We start from the raw sequence: 11,971 nt of genomic DNA, 5'->3' as shown, positions 1-11,971 counted from the left end.
GCGGGACGTCGGCCAGCCACCGTCGCACCTGGTCGGTCGGGGCGAGGCCGAGGAAGGCGGGGCCGTCGGCGGTCCGCGCCGTGAGCCGCAGCCGGGCCTGCCCGGCCCGGGCGACCGGCGCCTCGGCGCGGAGCAGGGCGTCCACGTCGGTCACCACGACCGCCCGGGCGGGGGTGCGGATCGTCTCGAAGCGGGCGGCGAACCCGCCGTCCGGGTCGGTGTGCCGCGCGGCGAGCCAGAGCCCGGCGCCCGCCAGCAGAGCCGGAATCCCCACGGTCAGCAGCAGCATGCCGGCGATCGTGCGCACGAAACGCATTCGCGTCGTCCCCCTCGGTAGCGAAGTACCCGGCCGACCTTACCGACGCCGGCCAGACGATCGCCGGATATCCACGGCACGCACCCGAAGAACCGCGGAAAGGCCGCCGGCCCGCCGGAAGATCCGGGGGACCATTCCGGCTCGGCGTGTCTGACGCCACGCCGCGACCCGGAACGGTCGACGGGCCGGCGGCGCGGACGCGGGTCACGACTTCGCGGCGGGCTCCCGGCGGGTACGCAGGAAGGCCAGCCCGCCGAGGATCAGGCCGGCCAGGCCGGCGACCAGACCGGCCACGCCGAACGCGGTGGCCGCGCCCGTGTCGGCGTCGGCGTCGTCGTCATCGTCGTCGGCGGCGGCCGCCGGGGCGCTGGCGACCGGCGAGGCGGACGCCGTGGCGGCGGTCAGGGTGAGCACCGGGGCCGGGTTCTCCGGCTCCTCCGCGCCCGGCGTGGGCTCCTCGATCCAGCGGGAGACGTTGCCGTCCGAGTAGGTCTGGAGCACCTTGAACACCATCCGGTCGACCTGCGGCAGCGGGCCCATCGACACCGGGAACTCCTGGAACTCGCCCGGCTTGACCCCGCCGTTCGGGGCGGCCGTCCAGGTCAGCTTGGAGACCGCCTCGGTGAGCTGGCTGCCGTGCACCTCGATCGGCGGGTCGACCTTGCGCTTCTCCACCGCCACCGTCCAGCCCGGCACCGGCATGGTGGAGACCGAGCCGACCGGCGCGTTCTCCGGCAGGTTCACCTCGACCTTGGTGGTCGACGCCGTGTCGCTCTCGTTCGGCACCCGGAAGGCGAAGCGGCCGTAGCTGCCCTGCGCGGCCTCCTTCGGGTTGACCGTGACGTGCGCCGAGGCCGGCCCGGCCAGGCCGAGCACGGCCGTGGCCACGGCGGCGAGGGTGAGCGCGGCGGCAGTTGCGGGACGCCGGAGACGGATCATGTGGGTGAGCCTTCCGTTACTTGACGGGCACGGTGGCGGTCACCGTGGCCTGGTCGATCTCGGATGTGCGGACGGTGAAGCGGAGCTGCCACTGCCCCGCCGCCGGGAGGTTGATCTCGCCGAAGGCGTGGTTGTCGGTCAGCGGCAGCAGCGGGATCGTGATCGGCTCGATGCCGGCCGACGGCAGCGCGGCGGTGGCCTTCCACTCCTGCACCGGCTGGGGCCGGTTGTCCTTGGTGTACGCGTAGAGGTGCAGCGAGTTGCTGCCGGTCTCGGCCGGGTCCAGCTCGACCTGCAGCGAGTAGAGCGGGCTGCTCAGCGTGGTGGAGAAGTAGCCGGCCGGGGCGCCGGCCACGTCGGCCGAGGCGGTCCGGGCCGGGGTGGTCTGCACCAGCGTCGCCGAGAGGCCGAGCACCACGGCGGTGATCGCCAGTTCGGCCATCACGGCCCGCCGCATCGAGCCCGGGCGCCCCGCGGCGGTGCGCCGCCGGACCAGCGCCCGGGAGTACGCGGCCACCCCGATCACCAGCGCGAACAGCACGATCTTGGCGAGCAGCAGCCGCCCGTACGTGGTGTCGACCAGCGCCTTCGGGGTGGCCACCTCGATCAGCCCCTGCACGGTGCCGGCGAGCAGCAGCGCGGCCACCGCGAGCGCCGCCCAGCGGGACCAGATCGGCAGGATCGCGTCCAGTTCCCGCTCGTCGCCCCGGCGCAGCAGGAAGGCCGCGAGCATCACCAGGCCGCCCAGCCAGACGGCCATGCTGCCCAGGTGCACGGCGTCCACCACCACCGACACGGCGGGCGCGGGCGAGGCGGCCGGGTGGCCCGCCAGGGGCCAGGTGAACAGCGCCGCCCCGCCGAGGATGGCCAGGATGATCCCGTCGGTGCGGCCGACCGGGCCGGCGAACAGCGGCCGGAGCAGGAACGCCGCCGCGGCGAGCAGGCCGAGCCGGACCAGGTGCGCGGTGCCGTAGGCGCTGCCCAGCACGTCGCCGAAGCCGGAGCCGGTGACGTCGAACAGGCCACCGCCGTTGGTGTAGGGCACCTGGAGCCACAGCTCGGCCAGGGTCGCCACGGCCAGCAGGCCCAGCCCCGACCAGGCCAGCCGGGCGGGACCGCGCCGGGACAGCCGGCGCGGCCAGAGCGCGGCCAGCACCAGGGCCGGGCCGACGAGCAGCAGCAGCCCGGCGTAGCCCAGGTACTTGGCCACCTTGACGGCGTTGCCCACCACCGGGTTCGCCCGGGTGTCCGCGCCGCTGTCGGTCGGCGGCGTGGACGGCGCGCCGACCGAGTAGGTGAACGCCCCGGAGACCGGGTGGCTGTCGGCCGAGATGACCCGGTAGCTGACCAGGTAGGTGCCGCGCGCGCCGGACGGGTCCACCGGGATGGTGACCACCGCGCCCTTGAAGGTGGGCTCGCCCCGGTCGGCCCGGGAGCCGTCGGGGGCGATCACCCGGACCTTGTCGGGGACCTTGCGGACCCCCTCGCTGAAGGTGATCACCACTTCGGCGGGCGCGCTGGGCACCACGGCCGAGGCGGCGGGGCTGCTGCTCACCAGCACCGCGTGGGCGCTGGCCGGGGTGGCCGGGGCCAGCAGCAGGGCGACGAGGGTGACCAGCAGGCCGGCGGCGGTCCCCAGCCGGGCGGCCCAGGGGCGGTCGGCGACGGCCGCGGGGCGGCGGCGTACGGCAGCAGTCATGACCATCATGCTTCCCGAACCGTGCGGCGTCCGGCGACCCGACCTCATCCGCGTCCCGGCGCCGTGGCCGGCCGCTGCTCCGGCTCGCCGGCCACCCGGAGCCGCCCGGCCCGGGCCCGCGGGTCCTCCCCGCCCCGGCCGGCGGGAAGCGCCACGCGTACGTCGTCGCACGTCATGAACGGGTAGTCGGCGGGCGGACCGGAAAAGTTCCCGGCGTGGGCGGGACCACGGATTGGGCCGAAGGACCCTGTCCGGCACAGGTACGCCGCGTAACCTCGTCTGACGTGATCCCCGCCCCGCGCGACACCTCCGCCGGCCGCCCCGCGACGGCGGCGCACGAGGCTGCGCGGGACGCCGCGACCGACTGGGCGCTCGCCGCCCGGGACGGCGATCCGGCCGCCCAGGCCGCCTTCGTCCGGGCCACCCAGGCCGAGGTGTGGCGGTTCGCCGCCGCCCTGGTCGACCCGGACAGCGCGGACGACCTGACCCAGGAGACGTACCTGCGGGCGTTCCGGGCGCTGCCCGGGTTCGAGGGGCGGTCCACCGCCCGGACCTGGCTGCTCGGCATCGCCCGGCGGACCTGCGCCGACCACCTGCGCACGGTGGTCCGCCGCCGGCGGCTGGACGCGCGGCTCGCCGCGCACGCGGCCACCGACCGGCCGTACCCGGACCCGGCCGGGCAGCTCGGCGCCAGCGACCTGGTCCGCCGGCTGCCCGCCGAACGGCGGTCCGCGTTCGTGCTCACCCAGCTGCTCGGCCTGTCGTACGCCGAGGCCGCCGCGGTGGAGGGGGTGCCGGTGGGCACCATCCGCTCCCGCGTCGCCCGGGCCCGCGACGAGCTGGTCGAGGCCGTCGGCGACGCGCTGACCGGCTGATCGTGGAACTTTCCTCGGATCCGGGACGACAAATGATCGTGACCGCACCCCGCACCCGCGCCGCCCGCTGGCCCGCCGTCCGGCCCTGGCTCGGCATCGCGGCCCGCCTCGGGCTGGCCGCCGTCTGGTTGGTCGCCGGTGGCTCGAAGATCGACGACCTGGCCGCCTCCGGCCGGGCGGTCAACGCCTACCAGGTGATGCCGTACGACCTGGCCACGGTGATCGGCGCCGCGCTGCCCTTCGTCGAGCTGGCGCTCGGCGTGCTCCTGCTGGTCGGCCTGGCCACCCGCGTGGCCGCCGGCGTCTCCGCCGCGCTGCTGTTGGTCTTCATCACCGGCATCGCCTCGGCCTGGTCCCGCGGCCTGGCCATCGACTGCGGGTGCTTCGGCAGCGGCGGCCAGCTCGCCGCCGGCCAGGCCCCGAGCTACCTCCCGGAGATCCTCCGGGACCTGGGGTTCCTGGTAATGGCCGGGTTCCTGCTGATCTGGCCCCGCACTCCGTTCTCGGTGGACGGCTGGCTGGCGGGCGACACCGTGGAGGTCGAGGATGAGTAGTCGCAAGGGGCGGAAGGACGCCGCCCAGGTGGTCCGGGCCCAGCTCGCCCGGGAGAAGCGGCGCACCCGCACGATCTGGACCTCCGTCGCCGCGGTCGCGGTGCTGGTGATCGCCGGGTTGATCGGCTGGGCGGTCTACTCCAGCCAGAAGTCGGAGACCTTCACCACCCCGCCCGGCGCCAACCCGCCCGGCACCGCCATCGTCCTCGGCCAGGGCCCGGTCACCGTCGACCTCTACGAGGACTACCTCTGCCCGGTCTGCAAGCAGTTCCAGGAGACCAGCGGCGCGACGATCAACCAGTTGATCAGCGACGGGAAGATCCGGGTGAACTTCCACCCGGTGGCCTTCCTCAACCGCTTCTCCACCACCGAGTACTCCACCCGCTCCTCGGCCGCCGCCGGCTGCGCCGCCCAGGGCGGCAAGTTCAAGGAGTTCACCGACCAGCTCTTCGCCCGGCAGCCGGCCGAGGGCAGCGCCGGGCTCAGCGACGACGAGCTGATCGACATCGGCGCCGGCGTCGGGCTCAACCGGGACGACTTCGGCTCCTGCGTGCAGGACGGGAAGTACAAGGGCTGGACCGAGCACGTCACCGACGACGCCAGCAAGTCCGGCGTGACCGGCACCCCCACCATCCGGGTCAACGGCAAGGACGTCGAGGACCGCAGCCCCGAGGGGATCAGGGCGGCCGTGGAGGCGGCCGGCAAGTGATCCCCGCACCGCTGCGGCGGGCCGGCCTGGTGGTCACCGCCGCGCTCACCGCCCTCCTCGCCCTGGCCACCCCGGCCGCCGCGCACGGCGCGGACGCCCCCGACGGCACCGACTACCGGGCCGAGGTCACCGGGATCGGCCCGGCCCGGCCCGGACTCACCGCCCGGATGGTCGAGGCGGGCGCCCGGCTGGAGCTGACCAACCACACCGGGGCCGACGTCGAGGTGCTCGGCTACTCCGGCGAGCCGTACCTGCGGATCGGGCCCGCCGGGGTGTACGAGAACAGCCGCTCCCCCGCCACCTACCTGAACCGCACCCTCGCCGGGGACACCCAGCTCCCGCCCGAGGCCGACCCGGCGGCCGCGCCGGCCTGGCGGCGGATCTCCGACGGTCCGACCGCCCGCTGGCACGACCAGCGGACCCTCTGGCTGGAGTCGGACCCGCCCGCCCAGGTGGCCGCCGACCCGGGCCGCGAGCAGCGGGTCCGCGACTGGGTGGTGCCGCTGCGCGCCGGCACCGGGACGGTCGAGGTGCGCGGCACGCTGGACTGGGTGCCGCCGCCGGACGCGTACCCCTGGTGGGTGGCGGCCACCCTCGGTCTCCTGGTGATCGGCGCGGCCGGGCTGGTCCCGGCCGGCACGGCCACCGGCGTCCGCGCGCTGCGCGGGGTGGGCGCGCTGCTCGCCCTGGGCGGGGCGGCGACCGTCGCGTTCACCGTCGGCAAGGCCGTGGACACCGGCGCCGCCGGGGCCGGCGGGGTGCTGCTCGAACTGCTCTCCGGGCAGCTGTGGACGCTGCTCACCGCGCTCGGCGCGCTCGCCGCCGGCGGGTACGCGCTGGCCCGCCGCCCCGCCGCCGACTTCGCGCTGGCCCTGGCGGGCGCCTGCCTGACCCTGTTCGCCGGCGTGTCGAACCTGGCCGTCCTGTCCCGCTCGGTGGCCCCGGTCGCCGGCCCGCCCACCCTGGCCCGCGTCCTGGTCACCGTGGCCCTGGCCACCGGCGCGGGCGCGGTCGCCGCCGGCCTCCTGCGCCTGCGCGCCGCCTCTCGGGCGGCGCCGGGCACTCCCGCGACGCCCGTGGCGCGCTGACTCAGGACGGGCGGGGCACGAAGCCGTAGGGCAGTTCGAGGCGGTGCTCGGCGAGCAGCCGGTCGTCGGAGAGCAGGTCCAGGGTGGGGGCGTCGGCGACGATGCGGCCGGCGTCCAGGATCACCGCCCGGTCGCACAGCTCCGCCGCGTACGGCAGGTCGTGGGTGACCATGAGCAGGGTCACCGGGAGGCCGCGCAGGATCTCCGCCAGCTCCCGGCGGGCGGCCGGGTCGAGGTTGGACGACGGCTCGTCCAGCACCAGGATCTCCGGGCGCATGGCGAGCACGGTGGCCACCGCCACCCGGCGGCGCTGCCCGAAGGAGAGGTGGTGCGGCGCCCGGTCCCGGTGCTCGCTCATCCCCACGGCGGCGAGCGCCTCGTCCACCCGGGCGGCCAGCTCCGCCCCGCGCAACCCCAGGTTGGCCGGCCCGAACGCGACGTCCTCGGCGACGGTGGGCAGGAAGAGCTGGTCGTCCGGGTCCTGGAAGACGATGCCCACCCGGCGGCGGATCTCGGCCAGGGTGTCCCGGTCCCGGCTCACCGCCAGGCCGCCGACGCTGACCGTGCCCTCCGTCGGGGTGAGGATCCCGTTGAGGTGCAGCACCAGGGTGGTCTTGCCGGCGCCGTTCGGCCCGAGCAGTGCCACCCGGTCGCCGCGCGGCACGGTCAGGTCCACCCCGTGCAGGGCGACGTGACCGTCCGGGTACGCGTACCGGACGCCACGGACGTCCAGGGAGGGCGGCTGCTGCACGTACCCGATCATGTCAGGACGAGCGCGACGGCGGCGATGGAGACCGCGATCGCCGGCACGGTCGCGGCGGCCGCCCACTGGCCTGCGGTGGCCGCGCCCGCGCCCTGCCACACCGCCGGCATCCGGCCGGTGTAGCCGCGGGAGACCATGGCCAGGTAGACCCGCTCGCCCCGCTCGAAGGCGCGCAGGAAGAGCGCGCCGACCCCGGCGGCGAAGCCGCGCAGCTGCCAGAGGAAGCGCGGGTCGTCGCCGCGGGACACCCGGGCCACCCGCATCCGCCGGGCCTCCCCCACGAGCACGTCCAGGTAGCGCAGCATGAAGGTGGCGATCTGGGTGAGGATCTGCGGGCAGCGCAGCCGGTCCAGGCCCACGATCAGGTCCCGCGTCGTCGTGGTCGCCGCCAGCAGGAGCGACGCGAGCACGCCGAGCGTGCCCTTGGCCAGGATGTTCCACGCGCCGTGCAGCCCGTCGACGGAGAGGCTCAACCCGGCCACCTCGACCCGTTCCCCGGTGCCGAGGAACGGCAGCGCGAACGCGAACAGCACGAACGGCAGCTCGATCAGTGCCCGGGCGAGCAGCCAGCGGGGCCCCACCCGGGCCAGCGCCGCCACCGCGACGACCAGCAGGGCGTACCCGCCGAAGGCCCAGTACGCCTCGCGAGGGGTGGCGACCACCGCGACGGTGAAGAGCACCATCGCGGCGATCTTCACCTCGGGCGGGAGGCGGTGCACCGGGGAGGACGACTCCCGGTAGAGCACGTGGGTGTGACCGGCGCCCATCTGCGGCTCAGCGGGTGCGCGCCGGGCGCTCTTCGGCGCTCGGGTCGCTCGCGGGGCCGGCCGAGCCGGTCGCCGGGCCGGTCGCCGGGCCGGTCGCCGGGCCGGTCGCCGGGCCGCGGCGGCGGGCCAGCCAGAACAGGCCGCCGCCGAGGGCGAAGGTGAGCAGCACGCCGAGCACGCCGGACAGGCCGGTGGAGAGGAAGCCGTCGCCCACCCCGCGCACGCCGTAGTCGGCGAGCGGGCTGTCGGCCAGCTCGTGCTCCTTCGCCTCCTGCGCCGGGCAGCTGCCGCCGGTGATCTCGTCGTCGGCGTTCACCGTGCAGCCCTTGAGCAGCGACGAGTCGAGCCCGTCCGGGTGCGCCGAGGCGTAGTTGCTGACCACGCCGGCCAGCAGCAGGGCGACCAGCAGGCCGCCGAGGACGAACGGCCAGGAACGCTTGCTCATCGGGCACCTCCGGCGACCGGGACGGCGGGAGCCGGCACGGCCGGCTTCAGGGCGCGCAGGGCGTAGACCAGGTCGGGGCGGACCTTGGCGACGGTGACCACGGTGGTCGCGGTGATCAGGCCCTCGCCGATGCCGATCAGCAGGTGGACGCCGGCCATCGTGCCGGCCAGCCCGGTGAGGTTGCCGCCCAGGTCGGTGGTGCCGCCCAGCCAGTACTGGAGCACGAAGCCCTGGGACGCCACCACGACGCTGACCAGCGCGGACACGAAGGCCGTGACGGCGAGGCCGGCCGGGGTGCGCGGCAGCACCCGCAGCAGCAGCGCGATCAGCAGGTAGGCGGCGGCGGTGCCGAGGATCGCCATGTTGGTGATGTTGAGGCCGAGCATGGCCACCCCGCCGTCGCCGAACACCAGCGCCTGCACGACCAGCACCACGGCGACGCAGAGCGCGCCGACCCACGGGCCGACCAGCAGGGCGGCGAGGGCGCCGCCGAGCAGGTGGCCGCTGACCCCGGCCGTGAAGATCGGGAAGTTGAGCATCTGCACGGCGAAGATGAACGCGGCCACCAGGCCGGCCATCGGCGCCAGCCGGTCGTCGAGGTCACGGCGGCCGCGCAGCACGCAGACGGTGAGCACGGCCAGCGCGAGGGCCGCGAACACCGCGGCGACGGGACCGTCGATGATCCCGTTCGAGATGTGCATCGCCAGGGTTTCCACGCGCTGAGCTTATTTGCGTGCGGACGTTGTTGCCAATCCCTTGCAACAAGCCATGGTGATCATCACGCGGGGCGGCGCGTCGCCACCCACCCCGGGCCGGACGGCGGCGGTATCGTCAGCGCCATGACCGACCGCCTGAACCCCGGCGACCCCGCCCCCGAGTTCACCCTCCCCACCGACAGCGGCGGGACCTTGTCCCTGGCCGACCTGCGCGGCCGCAAGGTCATCCTGTACGCGTACCCGGCCGCCATGACGCCCGGCTGCACCAAGCAGGCCTGCGATTTCCGCGACTCGCTCGCCTCGCTCCAGGCCGCCGGCTACGAGGTGGTCGGCATCTCCCCCGACAAGCCCGAGAAGCTGGCCAAGTTCCGCGACCGGGACGGCATCACCTTCCCGCTGGTCGCCGACACCGACAAGGCGGTGCTGACCGCGTACGGCGCGTTCGGCGAGAAGCAGATGTACGGCCGGACCGTCACCGGGGTGATCCGCTCGACCTTCGTCGTCGACGAGGACGGGAAGATCGAGCGGGCGCTCTACAACGTCAAGGCCACCGGGCACGTCGCCAAGCTCCGCCGGGACCTCGGCCTCGACTGAACCTGTCGCACGCCGCCGCTACCCTGCGCGCATGCCTCGATACAAATACTCTCCCGAGGCTCTTTCGTCAGCAGCGGCGGAGGCACGGAGCATCGCCGAGGTGCTTCGGCTGCTGGGAATACGGATGAGCGGCGGATCGCACGCCCATATCAGCCGGCAGCTGAAGCGCTTCGGCATCGACACCTCACACTTCACCGGGCAGGGGCACAGCCGCGGCGCGCAGGGTCACCGGCAGGCACCGTCGGAGACTCTGGTTCGGCTGCCACCGGACGCGGTCAGAACGCCCGGCTTCCGGCTCCGGCGCGCCCTGGCTGCCATCGGCGTGCCCGAACGATGTGAGATCTGCGGCCTCGGCCCGAGGTGGCAGGACGCTCCACTCATCCTCCACGTCGACCACATCAACGGTGACCGGCTCGACAACCGGCCGCCCAACCTGCGGCTACTGTGTCCCAACTGCCACAGCCAGACGGCAACCTTCGCCGGCCGCGTCCGAACGCCGGTCGACGCGCCAGCCTCGCCGGGCGTCTCGGCGGCTTGCAGCGAATCAGGCGACGGACCGCCGCCGGATGCCGAGACCTTGGTCCGGGAGGTCAGCGCCAGCCACGTGACGACCGTCGAGGCCGCCCGCCTCCTCGGCTGCACGAGAGACCACGTGAGCAGGATGCGGCGGCGCCTCGAAGCGACAGGAACCATCGCACCGCCACCGCGCGTCCGTGACCGGCCGATCCAGCACAGGTTCCGGGATTCCGTCATCCGGTTCGCACTCGCGCACCCCCAGGCCGGATCCCGGAAGATCGCCGAGGCGCTGACCGATGCCTCCGGCGCCGGCGCGGCGATCAGTCATCGCACCGTCCAGGCGATTCTCCGGGAGGCTGGGCTCGCCACGCTGGAGGCCCGACGCTCTAGACTCAGCAGGTCTGCGGGAGTGGCGTAACAGGCAGGCGCGATAGGTTTAGGTCCTATTGTCCGAAAGGACGTGGGGGTTCGACTCCCCTCTCCCGCACCAGTCCGATGTCGTGAAGGTCACGAACGGGGTTCACGTCGCGTCGTCTCGCGCAGGATGGCGGGCGTGAACCTGCGCTTCGTCCTGGACCCCGATCTCACCCCTGAGCTGCGCGAGCAGATCATCGCCCTCTGGGTGGACGTGACCAACGCCGGCGGCGCCGTCGGCTTCGTCGCCCCCGTGACCGAGGCCGAGGTGCGGCCCACGGCCGCGGCGACCTTCGCCGCGATCAGCGACGGGCCGGACCGGCTGCTGCTCGGCTACGAGGGGGACCGCCTCGTCGGCGTCCTGATCATCGCGGACAACCGGTTCCACCTGAAGACGCACTGGCGGGTGCTGAAGCGGGTCATGGTGCACCCCGACACGCAGGGGCGCGGCTACGGCGCGGCGCTGATGCGCGAGGCCGAGCGGATCGGCCGGGAGCTGGGCCTGGCGGCGCTGCACGTGACGGTCCGGGACGGGCTGGGCCTCGGCGGGTTCTACGAGCGCCTCGGCTACCGCGAGGTCGGGCGGCTGCCCGGAGCGCTGCGGCTCGCCCCCGGCGACGACCGGGACGAGGTCTTCATGTGGCTCGACCTGGAGGCCGCCGGGGCCTGACTCCGCCTCCGGTGCCGGGCCTGTTCGTCCAGCCGGCCACGCCGACGCGGACCGGCGAGCCGAGAACGGTCAGCCGCAGCCGGCGGGAGCCGGGGCGAGGGTGACCGGCGGGGCGGCGGCCGCGTCCACCACGGCGGGAGTCCCGGGCGGCGCGGTGGCCGACGGGGTGGCCGAGGCGCTCGGCCGGGGACTGGGCCGGGCCGACGGCGAGCGGCTGGGCGTGGCCGACCGGGGCGCGGCGGCGCCGTACATCCGGACCGTGCTGCGCTGGACCTGGCCGGGGAGCATCCGGATGCCGGTGGCGGTGGCGCGGTGGCCGTACACGTCGGTGACCCGGATGGTGTACGGACCGGGGCCGGCGCCGGAGGAGATGAGCCAGTAGTTGTAGTCCTGGCGGACGGCGGCGCGCCAGGAGCCGCCCTGCCGCACCTCGACGGCGCGCAGCGGGTTGCCGTGGTCGCCGACCAGGACGGCGAACCACCACGGCGAGGCGCCCTCCTTGACGCGGAAGGTGAGCGGGCCGGGCAGCGGCGGGTCGACCACCGCGCGGTAACTGACCTTGACGACGCCCTGCACCGGATCGGCGATCCGGGCGAACGCCTCGGCGGAGAGGTCGAGGTGGCCGGGTTCGCACTCCGGGCACTGGTCCATGACGAGGACCCGGACGGTTCCCCTGGGTCCGGTCACGTCGAGGTGGCCGCCGCAGGACGCGCCGGCCGCGTACTCGCCGGGGCCGAGGGCCACGTAGAGCCGGTTGGCGGGCGCGGTGGGCCGGGAGCAGTTGCCGCCGGCCCCCTTCGAGTCGTAGAAGGTCGCCTTTCCGGTGTGGACGGTGCCGCCGAGCGGCGGGGCGGCGAGCGCCCCGGCGGGCAGGGCGCGGGCCGGCGGTGCGGCGCAGGCGGGGAG

At 74.9% G+C, this 11,971-nt stretch carries 15 protein-coding genes and 1 tRNA gene; 8 read left to right on the top strand and 8 right to left on the bottom strand.

Annotated elements, in window-relative coordinates; genetic code table 11:
• Positions 1 to 520: 520 nt before the first annotated feature.
• The 3 genes from ABZV78_RS22795 to ABZV78_RS22785 are packed head-to-tail and all read right to left on the bottom strand — an operon-like array spanning position 521 to position 3,130.
• Positions 521 to 1,255 carry a YcnI family protein gene (locus ABZV78_RS22795; RefSeq protein ID WP_355641532.1) on the bottom strand — a complete coding sequence of 245 codons (735 nt, stop codon included), beginning with the start codon at positions 1,253 to 1,255 and terminating at the stop codon, positions 521 to 523.
• Between the two features lie 16 nt (positions 1,256 to 1,271).
• Positions 1,272 to 2,954, bottom strand: coding sequence for a copper resistance protein CopC (locus tag ABZV78_RS22790; RefSeq protein ID WP_355641530.1), 1,683 nt, complete (start codon positions 2,952 to 2,954; stop codon positions 1,272 to 1,274).
• A gap of 44 nt (positions 2,955 to 2,998) precedes the next feature.
• On the bottom strand, positions 2,999 to 3,130 hold the full coding sequence (locus tag ABZV78_RS22785) for a hypothetical protein (protein WP_355641528.1): 132 nt from the start codon (positions 3,128 to 3,130) through the stop codon (positions 2,999 to 3,001).
• Between the two features lie 108 nt (positions 3,131 to 3,238).
• Here ABZV78_RS22785 and ABZV78_RS22780 point away from each other — a divergent pair, with 108 nt between their 5' ends.
• From ABZV78_RS22780 to ABZV78_RS22765, 4 genes are read left to right on the top strand one after another with little or no spacing between them, the layout of a single operon-like run.
• Positions 3,239 to 3,829 carry a sigma-70 family RNA polymerase sigma factor gene (locus tag ABZV78_RS22780; RefSeq protein WP_355641526.1) on the top strand — a complete coding sequence of 197 codons (591 nt, stop codon included), beginning with the start codon at positions 3,239 to 3,241 and terminating at the stop codon, positions 3,827 to 3,829.
• Positions 3,830 to 3,861: 32 nt separating this feature from the next.
• A complete protein-coding gene (locus ABZV78_RS22775) occupies positions 3,862 to 4,383 on the top strand; it encodes a MauE/DoxX family redox-associated membrane protein (RefSeq protein ID WP_355641524.1) in 522 nt (173 codons plus the stop codon).
• Positions 4,376 to 5,092, top strand: coding sequence for a thioredoxin domain-containing protein (locus ABZV78_RS22770; protein WP_355641523.1), 717 nt, complete (start codon positions 4,376 to 4,378; stop codon positions 5,090 to 5,092). Before ABZV78_RS22775 ends, ABZV78_RS22770 begins: the two co-directional genes overlap by 8 nt.
• Positions 5,092 to 6,180 carry a hypothetical protein gene (locus tag ABZV78_RS22765; RefSeq protein WP_355641565.1) on the top strand — a complete coding sequence of 363 codons (1,089 nt, stop codon included), beginning with the start codon at positions 5,092 to 5,094 and terminating at the stop codon, positions 6,178 to 6,180. The genes ABZV78_RS22770 and ABZV78_RS22765 overlap by 1 nt, the downstream gene beginning before the upstream one ends.
• Before the next feature lies 1 nt (position 6,181).
• Here the strand turns inward: ABZV78_RS22765 and ABZV78_RS22760 are convergent, their stop codons facing one another.
• Genes ABZV78_RS22760 through ABZV78_RS22745 form a run of 4 tightly spaced genes read right to left on the bottom strand, consistent with a single transcriptional unit; the run spans position 6,182 to position 8,871 of the window.
• Positions 6,182 to 6,943, bottom strand: a complete 762-nt coding sequence (locus ABZV78_RS22760; RefSeq protein WP_355641521.1) for an ABC transporter ATP-binding protein — start codon at positions 6,941 to 6,943, stop codon at positions 6,182 to 6,184.
• A complete protein-coding gene (cbiQ, locus tag ABZV78_RS22755) occupies positions 6,940 to 7,710 on the bottom strand; it encodes a cobalt ECF transporter T component CbiQ (protein ID WP_355641519.1) in 771 nt (256 codons plus the stop codon). The genes ABZV78_RS22760 and cbiQ overlap by 4 nt, the downstream gene beginning before the upstream one ends.
• 7 nt (positions 7,711 to 7,717) lie before the next feature.
• The gene (locus ABZV78_RS22750; protein WP_355641517.1) at positions 7,718 to 8,155 is read right to left on the bottom strand and encodes a PDGLE domain-containing protein; all 438 of its coding nucleotides are present in this window, start codon (positions 8,153 to 8,155) and stop codon (positions 7,718 to 7,720) included.
• The gene (locus ABZV78_RS22745; protein ID WP_355641515.1) at positions 8,152 to 8,871 is read right to left on the bottom strand and encodes an energy-coupling factor ABC transporter permease; all 720 of its coding nucleotides are present in this window, start codon (positions 8,869 to 8,871) and stop codon (positions 8,152 to 8,154) included. Before ABZV78_RS22745 ends, ABZV78_RS22750 begins: the two co-directional genes overlap by 4 nt.
• 123 nt (positions 8,872 to 8,994) lie before the next feature.
• Here ABZV78_RS22745 and bcp point away from each other — a divergent pair, with 123 nt between their 5' ends.
• From bcp to ABZV78_RS22725, 4 genes are all read left to right on the top strand, one after another.
• Positions 8,995 to 9,465 (top strand): thioredoxin-dependent thiol peroxidase, encoded by a 471-nt coding sequence (bcp, locus tag ABZV78_RS22740; protein WP_355641513.1) that lies wholly within the window; start codon positions 8,995 to 8,997, stop codon positions 9,463 to 9,465.
• A gap of 31 nt (positions 9,466 to 9,496) precedes the next feature.
• Positions 9,497 to 10,399 (top strand): HNH endonuclease, encoded by a 903-nt coding sequence (locus tag ABZV78_RS22735; protein ID WP_355641511.1) that lies wholly within the window; start codon positions 9,497 to 9,499, stop codon positions 10,397 to 10,399.
• Positions 10,385 to 10,471 (top strand) — tRNA-Leu (locus ABZV78_RS22730). The genes ABZV78_RS22735 and ABZV78_RS22730 overlap by 15 nt, the downstream gene beginning before the upstream one ends.
• Before the next feature lie 54 nt (positions 10,472 to 10,525).
• Positions 10,526 to 11,065 (top strand): GNAT family N-acetyltransferase, encoded by a 540-nt coding sequence (locus ABZV78_RS22725; protein ID WP_355641509.1) that lies wholly within the window; start codon positions 10,526 to 10,528, stop codon positions 11,063 to 11,065.
• Positions 11,066 to 11,134: 69 nt separating this feature from the next.
• Here ABZV78_RS22725 and ABZV78_RS22720 read toward each other — a convergent pair.
• A partial coding sequence (locus ABZV78_RS22720) for an expansin EXLX1 family cellulose-binding protein (protein ID WP_355641507.1) occupies positions 11,135 to 11,971 on the bottom strand: 837 nt, incomplete at its 5' end.

The sequence above is a fragment of the Micromonospora sp. NPDC004540 genome (genome assembly GCF_040610095.1).
Taxonomy (GTDB): domain Bacteria; phylum Actinomycetota; class Actinomycetes; order Mycobacteriales; family Micromonosporaceae; genus Micromonospora.
Note: the sequence above shows the minus strand (reverse complement) of the source record. Positions and strands in the feature narration are given on the sequence as shown.

Coding starts and splice junctions, on each gene's coding strand:
- ABZV78_RS22775 (WP_355641524.1), top strand. CDS start 3,862: ATGATCGTGACCGCACCCCGCACCCGCGCCGCCCGCTGGCCCGCCGTC.
- cbiQ (WP_355641519.1), bottom strand. CDS start 7,710: ATGGGCGCCGGTCACACCCACGTGCTCTACCGGGAGTCGTCCTCCCCG.
- ABZV78_RS22790 (WP_355641530.1), bottom strand. CDS start 2,954: ATGACTGCTGCCGTACGCCGCCGCCCCGCGGCCGTCGCCGACCGCCCC.
- bcp (WP_355641513.1), top strand. CDS start 8,995: ATGACCGACCGCCTGAACCCCGGCGACCCCGCCCCCGAGTTCACCCTC.
- ABZV78_RS22750 (WP_355641517.1), bottom strand. CDS start 8,155: ATGAGCAAGCGTTCCTGGCCGTTCGTCCTCGGCGGCCTGCTGGTCGCC.
- ABZV78_RS22760 (WP_355641521.1), bottom strand. CDS start 6,943: ATGATCGGGTACGTGCAGCAGCCGCCCTCCCTGGACGTCCGTGGCGTC.
- ABZV78_RS22735 (WP_355641511.1), top strand. CDS start 9,497: ATGCCTCGATACAAATACTCTCCCGAGGCTCTTTCGTCAGCAGCGGCG.
- ABZV78_RS22725 (WP_355641509.1), top strand. CDS start 10,526: ATGGCGGGCGTGAACCTGCGCTTCGTCCTGGACCCCGATCTCACCCCT.
- ABZV78_RS22785 (WP_355641528.1), bottom strand. CDS start 3,130: ATGACGTGCGACGACGTACGCGTGGCGCTTCCCGCCGGCCGGGGCGGG.
- ABZV78_RS22770 (WP_355641523.1), top strand. CDS start 4,376: ATGAGTAGTCGCAAGGGGCGGAAGGACGCCGCCCAGGTGGTCCGGGCC.
- ABZV78_RS22795 (WP_355641532.1), bottom strand. CDS start 1,255: ATGATCCGTCTCCGGCGTCCCGCAACTGCCGCCGCGCTCACCCTCGCC.